The 11,058-nt window shown below is 58.1% G+C and carries 8 protein-coding genes and 1 tRNA gene; 5 read left to right on the top strand and 4 right to left on the bottom strand.

Features of this window, described 5'->3' with window-relative positions:
- Positions 1 to 88 precede the first annotated feature (88 nt).
- From FMN63_RS18425 to FMN63_RS18415, 3 genes are all read right to left on the bottom strand, one after another.
- Entirely contained in the window at positions 89 to 1,054 is a 966-nt protein-coding gene (locus FMN63_RS18425) for an ankyrin repeat domain-containing protein (protein WP_148585539.1), read from the bottom strand.
- Positions 1,055 to 1,499: 445 nt separating this feature from the next.
- Positions 1,500 to 2,291 (bottom strand): COG3904 family protein, encoded by a 792-nt coding sequence (locus tag FMN63_RS18420; protein ID WP_148585538.1) that lies wholly within the window; start codon positions 2,289 to 2,291, stop codon positions 1,500 to 1,502.
- A 6-nt stretch (positions 2,292 to 2,297) separates the two neighbouring features.
- Positions 2,298 to 3,602, bottom strand: coding sequence for a hypothetical protein (locus FMN63_RS18415; protein WP_148585537.1), 1,305 nt, complete (start codon positions 3,600 to 3,602; stop codon positions 2,298 to 2,300).
- A 585-nt stretch (positions 3,603 to 4,187) separates the two neighbouring features.
- On the opposite strand from FMN63_RS18415, the gene FMN63_RS18410 reads away from it, so the two are divergent.
- From FMN63_RS18410 to FMN63_RS18400, 3 genes are all read left to right on the top strand, one after another.
- A complete protein-coding gene (locus tag FMN63_RS18410) occupies positions 4,188 to 6,035 on the top strand; it encodes an ABC transporter ATP-binding protein (RefSeq protein ID WP_148585536.1) in 1,848 nt (615 codons plus the stop codon).
- Between the two features lie 342 nt (positions 6,036 to 6,377).
- Positions 6,378 to 7,139 (top strand): hypothetical protein, encoded by a 762-nt coding sequence (locus tag FMN63_RS18405; RefSeq protein ID WP_162855050.1) that lies wholly within the window; start codon positions 6,378 to 6,380, stop codon positions 7,137 to 7,139.
- 44 nt (positions 7,140 to 7,183) lie between these two features.
- Positions 7,184 to 8,557 (top strand): NAD-dependent succinate-semialdehyde dehydrogenase, encoded by a 1,374-nt coding sequence (locus FMN63_RS18400; RefSeq protein ID WP_148585535.1) that lies wholly within the window; start codon positions 7,184 to 7,186, stop codon positions 8,555 to 8,557.
- A 259-nt stretch (positions 8,558 to 8,816) separates the two neighbouring features.
- Here the strand turns inward: FMN63_RS18400 and FMN63_RS18395 are convergent.
- Positions 8,817 to 8,906 (bottom strand) — tRNA-Ser (locus FMN63_RS18395).
- Between the two features lie 657 nt (positions 8,907 to 9,563).
- Between FMN63_RS18395 and FMN63_RS18390 the strand changes: the two genes are divergently transcribed.
- Positions 9,564 to 9,878 (top strand): hypothetical protein, encoded by a 315-nt coding sequence (locus tag FMN63_RS18390; RefSeq protein ID WP_209001173.1) that lies wholly within the window; start codon positions 9,564 to 9,566, stop codon positions 9,876 to 9,878.
- Positions 9,879 to 10,048: 170 nt separating this feature from the next.
- A complete protein-coding gene (gene msrA / locus FMN63_RS18385; protein ID WP_162530067.1) occupies positions 10,049 to 10,714 on the top strand; it encodes a peptide-methionine (S)-S-oxide reductase MsrA in 666 nt (221 codons plus the stop codon).
- Positions 10,715 to 11,058 lie beyond the last annotated feature (344 nt).

Genomic DNA, 11,058 nt, shown 5'->3' with positions numbered 1-11,058 from the left:
TCAAGAGGAGGACCATGAAACAGCGGCGCTTGCAGCACGCCAAATCCGCTGCTTAACTGAAACCCAGATGTGCCAGACCCTCCTTTAGTCAGGCCGCTTGATGTCTCAATTTACCTGACGACGGACACACAAGGACGCTTTCAGTTTTCCCTCTATACGCTGCACGCATGAAAGCGGTAAAACCATTGTTATCTTTGATTTCAAGTTTGGCATCTGCGTTCAGTAATTGGACGATCAGTTCGGGTGATGCATTCGCAGCTGCTATCATGAGGGCAGAGCCACCATGTTTATCTTGAATTTCCACATCCGCTTGCTGGGCCAACAGAGCTTTCGCAGCAGGAACATTGTCCTCAAAAGCAGCTTCCATCAACGGTGTTGCTCCATCTTCGTCACGGGCATTCACATCCGCTCCGTTGGCAATCAGCAGCATGACCATCTCCAGGCTCGCATCGCGTATGGCATGTGAGAGCAATGGTGTGTCATAGGCGCCTTGGGCCGATATATCCGCGCCCGCGCCAATCAACGCAATGACGGAACCAAGATCATTGTTCAAAACGGCCCACAAAAGTGGTGTGAAGTCGTTTTCAGTCTCTCGCGCATTGGGGTCCGCACCTGCGGCCAGCAGGTCAGGCACGATTTCTGGAACCCGATCATACGCAAGCACATCCATCAGGACTGTTTCGCCGGATTCTCGCTGTACGTTTGGATCAGCGCCGGCATTTAGAAGCAGGCGCATGATTTCCGCATTTTTCTCCTCGACGGCATACATGAGCGGGGTATAGCCTCGATAAAACCTGGTGTTGACGTTGACCCCTGCAGCAAGCAGCGCTTTCACGGCACGCAGGTCCTCATTCCCCAACGCAGTCAAAAGGGCAGTGTCCCCATTTTCGTCGGTCGCCTCCAGGTCCGATACGTTCAGCTTTTGTTGTACTTCCGAGTCGGTGGCCTTTGACCACCATTCTGGGTCGCACAACTCGGTGCATGATTGGCTCAATGCCGGGGTTGACAGAATTGCAACCCAGACGACAAGGCTGAGACAGAGCTTTGCGGGCATTTTTGCGTGAATTCCGATTGTGTTAGGCGACGTTCAATTTGCCGGTTGATTAATAGTAGCTCCAGACTATCGCAACTGTGTTGTGCGGAAAGACAAAGTCATGGGCAAGCACGATGGAGAGCCCGACAATGTGTATTCAACCGACTCGCCCGAAATCCAGACATTCAAACTCGCGAGCCTGAGGTCCGGTTTGTCCGCAGTGCCGGCATCTGGCAGCCACGCGTCTTCGCGGATGCAATGAATGGCGGCTTTGGTAGACCGCACCGCAACAACTTACCAGCGCGTAAATGTCAGCTAAACCCGATGAGAGCAAGCGGGCTGTACTACCCGTCTTGAGCTCGTTCCAGGTGGACAGAGCGGCGGAGCGGGGAACCTGGCCGACGGTCGGCAATGCGCCTGCAAGCCGGCACTCAGGGGCCTCGATACGACTTCTGCTCAACGGCGTTCAGTCCAGAATGTCCGTCGCAAGCTTGGTATCGAGAAGTTCATCTTCAGCCAGAATGTAGATTTCCTTGGGGGGCGTGTTGAGAGAATGCACCATCAGGCCTGGGTCGATACCCATCTCGATGAGGTATTTCATGGTATCCCCCTGGCCGTACTGAATCTCTTCCACCGCCAGGAAAACAGGCATGTAGCCGGGGGCATCATAGAAATGCTGATGCATGCCGATGGCTGACGTTTTGGACGCTGAACGCTTCACGCCGGCCGCAAAGATGTAAGGACACGAAGACAGGCAGACCAGACCGGGCTGCAGCGCGGTCTCCAGGTCGGCTGCGCGCAGGCTCCGGCCTATTGCCAATGCCTCACTCACATTTCCGCCGGGGCTATGGAGCGTAACCACCTTGGGGACGTCCTCCAGGCTGGCCAGGAAGCTTTCAAAGCGTTGAGCGTCTCCGGATGAGATCCGGCCATTCATGAAAATTGCGTCATCCTGTTCGCCCCCGTCGACCACCTTGAACTGGAGCCTGGGAGGCATCTCACCAGGAATTTCGATGGTCGACGGCGTAGGTGGTTGAGTAAAGTCGGGAAAGGTTCGGGTTGGTTCGTAACGTCTTACCTGATCGCCGGGAGTCGTCGGGCCGGTCGGCAGGGCATCGTTCCCGCCGAGCCGCGGCATCCATTGAGTTGGCAAATCCAGAAGAACCAGAACGACCGCCAGAAGCGCCTGTGCGATCAGGACCCATTTCAAGCTGCGCTGGATGGTTATCCGCGAGGTATCAAAGCGCTCGGAAAACACGTCGTGCTACTCCGCGGCATTCAGATTTGCAGGCTCGGACGTTTCCGCATCTGCGACACGGCGCAAGACTTCCTTGTCTGCCGCACCCATCGAAGCCTCAACATCTTTCATCGCGTTGATCGCCGCCTTCAGGTCTGCGAGCGTGAGCGTTTCCTCGATGCTCAGTCCATCTCGGCCGCTGCGGATGGCTGATTGGGTGATCGCCAGGATAAAGACCAGAACGGCCGGCAGAAGGTCAATCGCGATGGCTCCAGCCCAAGAGGGGACAAAATTGCCTGCGTATCTGATCACGGCGTCAGCGCTTGAGATCGGATTATAGGCCGTCTCCTGCGGTGGCTCCAACGCCAGCACCTCGTCAGCGGCGCGCCTCAGGGTTTGGCTACGTTGGTCGAGTGCGTTCAACACGGATGTGATGGTGCTTGATTGCGCGTCTCGCACGCTGCTGTTTCGGCCATCAAGTTCGGGAAGCACGACAGATGCCGGCAGGTCCTCGGCAGCGCGCGCGACGAGCGGCGCAACGGAGTACTGGTTCAGGCTGGCAATGACACCGGCAAGACGCACGCTTTCCTCCGAAAACGCGACCGACCTTTGCTCAACCGGGCCGGGGGCAACTGTCAGGGCTCGCATGCGTCCAAGGATCTGGTTGCCCTGGTCAAAGGCAGAGTCGATCAGTGGCTGCTGTTCCGCTATTTGTGCCTCAAGGTTCTGGAGCTCTTCTGTTTTTTGCGTCAGAACGCGAAAGACAGCACCTTCGCCTGCTGCGCCAGAGAGCTCGCCGGAGCGTTCCTGTTGGGCCAGTGCTTCGAATGTTTCCTTGGCACGTTGAACCTCGCGTCCGAGAGCCTGGCCCGAGAGGGCGATTTCATGTGCCTGTTCCAAAGCCGCCTGGTAGTCACGCACTGTCGTGTCCAGGTGTTGTTCGACAGCCGCCGATCCCGCAAGGGCGGCGGCGTTGAGCCAGCTCGACATGGCAATGATCGCCGCTGATCCCACGAGCATCGAAATCGAAAGCCCCATGAACCCCGCTGCGCTGCGCATCGCAGGCATGAGCCGAAGCATGTAACTCCAGAACACGAATATGCCGACCGACACGGCGACCGAATAGGCCACGGCCGCGAAGAAACTCATCGCCCCCGTATCCTCCAGCAAGGAAGACACTCCCAGGTAGGTGTAGATGCCCGAAGCGATGGCGAGAACTCCGAGCGCCGCAGGTGTGAAGGTTTCAAGCCATGAAAGATGAGCCTCAAGCTCCTTGGCGGTGCGAAGGCCTTTTGCTTCCGCGGCAGTCAATTTCGTCTGGCTTTCGTTCATGGCATTTCCTCACACGCTTGCAGCCAGCTTCGTTGGGCCAACGGATATAGGTCAAGTTCCAGGAGCAACCTCAATCACGAGGGCACCCTTTGTTCAGGCGTCTTGTCTTTGTCTTCCCATATAGTGCTTGAAGTGTGCCTTGCCTCCCATCCTTCAATCAACAGTCAGGCACGCGGACAAACTTCTGCGCGAGCCGGGGCTGCTGCCGCTTGCTGATCCGGCAAGGCCGGCAGCGACGGGTGGATGGTGTACCGAAAGTGTGGCGCAATTCACACGTGTGCACCTGTCTATCGCTCCCCCTCACATTTTCAACTTGATCTGCCCAAAACTGTCGCTAGGGTTGCAATGTCGGACGGTGTGCACTTTTTGCACGGGCGCCGGCCTTCGTGTTCAACAGCAATCACAACTCAAGAGATCCCTATGCGAACCCTCGGTCAAAACTAGACCGGCACGCAGACCAATTTCGGTTCCCGTGTCGGTATCAGCATTTCATCCGTACCGTCCGCGACCCGAATCTCTCACGAGCATCTCCGTCCCGGTACGATTTTTTCGAAAGTCTCTACCTTTGAACGGAGCACCTGACCGATGAACACGGTCTTCACTTACCTTGAAAACATTGTTTCCCCTTTCAAGCACCACGACGGAACCCCGCCCCCTTCCGATCTGAGCGCGTTTTACTGGCATTTCATCCGCCAGATCTGGAAACCGCTGGCATGGCTCATGGCGTTTGGTTTCGTGGTTTCCATCATCGAGGTTGCGCTCTTCGATTACCTGGGGCGGATCGTCGACTATCTGAACACGACCGGCCCCGATCGGCTGCTTTCCGAGCATGGCAGCGAACTGGTCTGGATGCTGGTGGTGGTTGTCTTCCTGCGTCCGCTGTTCGGTGCAGGCCACACCATGATCAAGTTCCAGATCATCGAGCCGGCCATGACAAACCTCGTGCGCTGGCAGACGCATAAACACGTTCTGGGACAGTCGTTGTCCTACTTCAACAACGATTTTGCCGGGCGGATTGCGAACAAGATCATTCAGACGGGACCGTCTTTGCGCGGCTCCGTCGTGTCATTGATCGATGCGATCTGGTTTGTGCTGATCTACGTCGTGTCCGCCATCTATCTGTTTGCCGGTGTCGATGCCTGGCTGATCCTGCCGCTTGCCGGCTGGCTGATCATATACGTGGGTCTGCTGAGCCACTTCGTTCCCAAGATCAAGGAGCGCTCGGCGGTCATGTCCGAAGCGCGCTCGAGCCTGACAGGGCGGATCGTCGACAGCTACACCAATATTCTGACCGTCAAACTGTTCGCCGCGGGCCGGAATGAGGAAGCCTATACCCGCGAGGCGCTGGAGGATCACACCAGGAAATTCTACGATATCCTTCGGCCGCTGACGCAGATGGTCATCCTGCTGTGGATCGTCAACGGCATCTTCATCGCGTCCCTGAGTGCGCTTGGGATCAGCCTCTGGCAGAGCGGTCTCGTCACGGTCGGGTCGCTGACGCTGGCCATCACCTTGTCGGTGCGCATCGTCAACATGTCTGCCTGGATCATGTGGATCACGACCGACATCTTCGAAAATGTCGGAACGGTTCAGGAAGGCATGTCAACGATCTCCCAGCCGCACACCCTCGTGGATCGGGAAGGTGCCAAGCCGCTGGCAGTCTCCAGGGGCGAGATCGTCTTCGATCGCATCCGCTTCCACTATGGAAAGGACGAAGGCGTCATCGAGGAACTGTCCGTGAAGATCGAACCCGGCGAGAAGGTGGGTCTGGTCGGGCGGTCCGGTGCCGGTAAATCCACGCTTGTCAACTTGCTGATGCGCTTCTACGACCTGGAAGGTGGGCGTATTCTCATCGATGGCCAGGACATCGGCGCAGTCACTCAGGACAGCTTGCGGGCACAGATCGGCATGGTCACCCAGGACACGTCGCTGCTGCATCGCTCGGTGCTGGACAACATCGTCTACGGCCGCTCCGGTGCAACCCGGGAAGAGGCAATCGTGGCAGCCGAAAAGGCCCACGCCATGTCCTTCATTCCTGACCTTCAGGATTTCAGGGGACGGCGCGGACTTGATGCGCATGTCGGCGAGCGTGGCGTCAAGCTCTCAGGCGGGCAGCGTCAGCGGATCGCGATTGCCCGGGTTCTTTTGAAGGATGCGCCGATCCTGATCCTGGACGAGGCGACATCGGCTCTGGATTCGGAAGTCGAGGCCGCAATCCAGGAGAGCCTGTTTGATCTGATGAAGGGCAAAACGGTCATCGCCATTGCCCACCGTCTGTCCACCATCGCGGCGATGGACCGGCTCATCATCATGGATCAGGGCCGGATCATTGAAGAAGGATCCCACAAGCGGCTTCTGGAAAAGGGCGGCGTTTATGCCCAGCTCTGGAACAGACAGTCCGGTGGTTTTCTGGATCCCGCCGAAGTGGCCTAGCACAATTCCCGCAATCTTCGGATTGCGGGAGCTTTCTCTAATCCTTGATTTTCCCTGCCTGCTTCCCGCGAACGTGAACCAGCTTTCCCGGGCGATAATCCGGAGCAAGGGTTCAGCGCCTTTGCTTGCGAGCACCTGAAAGCGCACGCCGCCGCGACTGCGGGATGAGGGCGCATGCGGGTGCTTGGCAGCTGCCACGCAGCCTGGTCGACAGGCGGTGAGTGTCTGGGCCACGTTGCGGCCGGGTCCATTTTGTCGCGGGAACGGACCTTGCCCCCATCCGTTTAAGGACAGACGGCTCAGCCCGTCAGCACGCATCCTTATCGGAGGGAAAGCCGCCTCATGAGGCAACTGGCAGACAATTTCTGGACGTTTCGGGGCGATTTCAAAATCGCCAAGGTCATCAACTTCGGCACCCACATGTCGCTTGTACGGCGGGCAAACGGAAAGTTTCTGCTTCTCGACAGTTATGACCTGGATGAAGACGACCGGAACGCACTTTTGTCTTTGACGGACGAGGGACGTGCCATCGAGGCGATCGTGAACGTCCATCCGTTCCACACGCTCCATTGTGCCGCCGTTCACGCGCTTCTTCCCCATGCCCGCCTCATTGGCACGCGCCGCCATCTTGAGCAGGTGCCGGATCTGCCCTGGGAGGCGGGAAGGATCGAGCAGGAAACGACCTGGCAAGAGTTCGCCGAGGACTTCCAGTTTACCGTGCCCAAGGGTGTCGACTTCGTTTCTCCCCACAAGAACGTGCACGTTGCCTCGGTCCTCGTTCGCCACCGGGAAAGCGGCATTGTCCATGTCGATGACACGCTCAATGTGCTGGCCGCGCCGGGCTTGCTTGGCAAGCTGCTGCCGCAGTCCAAACTGAGGTTCCATCCTCAGCTCGCCAAGGCGTTGCAGAAGCGTGCCGGCGCCGCCGACGACTATGAGCGGTGGGCGCGCGAGCTCGCATACGCATGGTCCGACACCCCCATCGTGTGTGCCGCTCATTCCTCCATCCGCAAACTGCCTCAGGGTGGTTGGCAGAAGGAGGTCATGGGGGCCTTGGCAGACGTCGACAAGACGTTGTCCAGACATCGCTCCGCCCACGGCTGATCGTCTTTTTTCAACGAATAATAGAACCGGAAGGAATACGCCCCATGTCCAAGTCTCTCACGACCATCAATCCCCTGACCGAACAGGAAATCACGTCCTATTCCTATATGTCCGACGCGGAAGCCATGGCTGTCGTGGAGGCCAGTCACAAGGCATTTCTCGACTGGCGTCTGAAAAGCCTTGAGGAGCGTGCCAAGGTCATCGCGGCAATTGGTGAGGAACTGCGCAAGTCGAAGGACGAGTTCGCCACGCTGATGACCGACGAAGTGGGCAAGCTGCTCAAGGACAGCCTCGGTGAGGTGAGCCTTTGCGCGGCCATCTGCGATTACACGGCCAAGGCCGGTCCGCAGGCCCTGGCTGATGAAGAGCGCGAGGTCGACAGTGGCAAGGGCTACGTCACGCATTCGCCCATCGGGGTGGTCTATGGCATTCAGCCTTGGAACTTTCCCGCCTACCAGGCTGTCCGCTATTCCATCGCCAGCCTGATGGCCGGAAACGGCGTTCTGCTGAAACATGCCGAGGCCTGCACCGGCAGCGGTCTGTTCCTGCGCGATCTTTATGAGCGGGCCGGCCTGCCCAAGGGACTGTTCGGCGTGCTGCTGATCTCGCACGACCAGTCGGACAAGATCATTGAAGACGAGCGCGTCCGCGGTGTCACGCTGACCGGCAGCGACAAGGCCGGCCGCGTGGTCGGCGCAAAGGCTGCCGAACTGGTCAAGAAGACGGTCCTCGAACTGGGGTCCAACGACGCCTATCTGGTGCTGGACGATGCCGACCTCGATGTCGCCGTCAAAACCTGCGTGCAGGGACGTCTCTACAATAACGGCCAGACTTGCGTGAACGCCAAGAGGTTCATCGTGACCGAGAAGAACTACGATGCTTTCGTCAAGGCTTATGCAGAGGCCTTCGAAGCTATCAAGCTCGGCGATCCGTCCGACGAAGACACCCAGTTGGGCCCGATGGTGACCAAAAAGCAGCGCGACGAACTGCATGATCAGGTTCAAGAGAGCATCGACAAGGGTGCGCGCCTGGTGGTCGGCGGCAAGATCCCGGACCGTACGGGCTGGTTCTATCCGGCCACGGTGCTGGCGGATGTCGCGCCGGGCCAACCTGCCTACGAGGACGAATTGTTCGGCCCGGCCGCAGCTATCATTCGTGCGAAAGACGACGAAGACGCCATGCGGATCGCCAACAGCAGCCGTTACGGTCTCGGCGGGGGCATCTTCAGCAAGGACACCGAACGTGCCCGCAAACTGGCAGCGGAGCATTTTGACACCGGCATGGTGTTTATCAATACCTTCAACGTTGCCTACCCGACGATGCCCTTTGGAGGTGTGAAGACATCCGGCTACGGCCGTGAACACGGCCCGGAAGGGCTGAAGGAGTTCGTCAACGTCAAGTCGATCCGCATCGGTTGACGGCAGAAGCAACACACGAGGAGGGGCCGGTGTGACCGGCCCCTTTTTGTGTCGGGACACAGAAAAGGATGTCGGGGTCTGCCATTTAGATTAACCCGGTGCAGATACGAGCTGACTGATGGCGCTGGCGACAAGACCAGATGCCAGGCTGGCAATAGATCGGGAAGTGCGGAGGAGAATATGGCGAAGGACCGAGGAGAAGATCCAAACCCGGAGCCAAGCGCTCAAGGTGCCGAAGGCGGCGGCGCAAGGATGGAAATGGCGGACAGAGAGGGATTCGAACCCTCGATACGGTTGCCCGTATACACGCGTTCCAGGCGTGCGCCTTCAACCACTCGGCCACCTGTCCGTCGCAAGCGTCACCCGCTTGAGTGGGGCGCAATATACCCATGGCGCGACCAAGTGCAAGCACCTGAACAAGTTTTTTTTCCGGTGCCCGGCAGATGTTGATTTTCAAGGCATTCAAGGGCGCGATGCAAGGAGGAAAAACGGCTGGAACGTGCCGGGAAAGGCGGCAGGATACGGATCGGAAAATCATGTGTGTTGCCTCGTTGGCAAGGCAGAGGCGGCGGGGTCTTGGGCATGGTTGGGTCAACCGGACTACACAGAATCAGCATTGAAACCTGTGAGGCTGGAGGAGGCTTGCAAAAAGGGCCCTTGCCAGGTTTCGGTACGGCCCTGAAGCAGGCAGAACGGACTTGCGGTCTGCCCCGCTGTCATAGGCAACCAGTCAGACCGGCCTGGATGCAAGGTGTTAAGTCAGTTTTCACGGTACAACCTTTAATTTAGACGGTTTACCATGCAAGCAAGTGAGAGGAAAAACACTTGCGAAACCAGCGAACCAAAGTCACAAGAATGTGTTGAATATCAAATCTTGTTCCTGTGCCGGGTGATATTACCCTAAAGGAATGCTCAACATCCGGCGGCTATTATTTGAAAGCCTCATTGGACCAAGGCGCTCAGTTTGTAAGTGTGTAAGGCTGAAAGCAGAACGATGATCAGTGTTTTGAAGTTTTTATTCCGCATCTTTGGATATGGGTTTGTCGCCGTCGCGATTATCGCCGGTATCTCCGATGCAAGTTCTTCCATTGCTCTTTCCGAAATCCACCTCGCACAGCTCGGCCAGGTTTGGCAGAACCTTTCACCTGCCTCGCTTGAACTGGCGGAAGCCAATATTGTGGCCTCCTTCGACCCGACAGTGTGGCAGACCCTGAAAGAGACTGTCCTGACATGGCCGGTCTGGGCCGTGTTTGCCCCCATCGGTCTGGCGTTGCTCTGGCTTGGAGCAAAGCGCCAGCGCCAGCGCGCGCTCTACGCCTGATCCGGCCAATCGCCGGAAGGTATAACGGGCCCGAAGGCGCACAACCGGACACTCTTGTGTGACAGGCCCCTTGGAAACCAGGTGCTGCTGCGCCACATTATGCTCCTGAGATCAGTCGGCCCGGTCCCGGTCAATTACGGGAAGCGTGCCGGCAAACGCGGGAGAGTGCCATGTCGTTCATGACGATGCTGACAAAGAAATTTTCGCTGCCGGCCAAGGACGAGGCTTTGCCGGGGCGTTCCGAAGCGATCCGGCCAGCAGAGCCGCATTTCGTCAACGGACGGCCGCTGACAGGCCCGTATCCGGACGGCATGAAAACCCTTGTTGTTGGAATGGGCTGCTTCTGGGGGGCCGAACGCATGTTCTGGCAGTTGCCTGGCGTCTATGTCACGGCGGTGGGCTATGCGGGCGGCTACACGCCGAACCCGACCTATCATGAGACCTGCACCGGGCGCACGGGCCACACCGAAGCCGTTCTGGTTGTCTATGACCCGGCGGAGATCTCTCTGGGCGAGCTGCTCAAGGTCTTCTGGGAAAACCACGACCCGACCCAGGGTATGCGCCAGGGCAACGACACCGGCACCCAGTATCGGTCTGCGGTCTATGTGAAGGATGGCGACGATCTTGCGCAGGCCGAGCAGTCCCGGCAGGCCTATCAGGCAGCCCTGAAGGCCGGCGGCGTGACCAGCAGCATCACGACCGAAATCCGGGAACTGGACACTTTCTATTTCGCCGAAGACTACCACCAGCAATATCTGGCCAAGAATCCGGCAGGCTATTGCGGTATCGGCGGCACCGGCGTCGCGTGCCCCGTCGGGTTGGGGCAGACCGCCTGACGGTCACACCGAATTCTGCGTTTTGTTGCAAGGGGCAGCGTCTGCGAGGGCGTTGCCCCTTTTTGCTAACTGTTCCGAGCGGGTCATTATGGAAAGGCCTGACCGCTTTCCTCAGAGGTGCAGGTCTTGCAGCAAAAACAACTTTCCAGGCTGTGTATAGCAAAACGACCGCAAGTAGAGTTTTCAGAGTTTCTTAAAGTCACGCTGCGAACATCGGTCTAACGCAGAAGCGTTGAAGGATCGATTCGGTGAGCCGTTCGGCAAAAACTTCGTGGCGGTGTATTTTCCGGCGAGCTGTCTGCTGATCCTGGTAGGGGCACTGGTATCCGTCAGTGAGGGGCCAC

Origin of the sequence: Stappia sp. BW2, from assembly GCF_008107695.1 — a bacterium.
Classification (GTDB): domain Bacteria; phylum Pseudomonadota; class Alphaproteobacteria; order Rhizobiales; family Stappiaceae; genus Roseibium.
Note: the sequence above shows the minus strand (reverse complement) of the source record. Positions and strands in the feature narration are given on the sequence as shown.

Excerpts from the sequence above, each read along its gene's own strand:
- FMN63_RS18425 (WP_148585539.1), bottom strand. The coding sequence starts at position 1,054 with ATGCCCGCAAAGCTCTGTCTCAGCCTTGTCGTCTGGGTTGCAATTCTG.
- FMN63_RS18415 (WP_148585537.1), bottom strand. The coding sequence starts at position 3,602 with ATGAACGAAAGCCAGACGAAATTGACTGCCGCGGAAGCAAAAGGCCTT.
- FMN63_RS18410 (WP_148585536.1), top strand. The coding sequence starts at position 4,188 with ATGAACACGGTCTTCACTTACCTTGAAAACATTGTTTCCCCTTTCAAG.
- FMN63_RS18405 (WP_162855050.1), top strand. The coding sequence starts at position 6,378 with ATGAGGCAACTGGCAGACAATTTCTGGACGTTTCGGGGCGATTTCAAA.
- FMN63_RS18400 (WP_148585535.1), top strand. The coding sequence starts at position 7,184 with ATGTCCAAGTCTCTCACGACCATCAATCCCCTGACCGAACAGGAAATC.
- msrA (WP_162530067.1), top strand. The coding sequence starts at position 10,049 with ATGTCGTTCATGACGATGCTGACAAAGAAATTTTCGCTGCCGGCCAAG.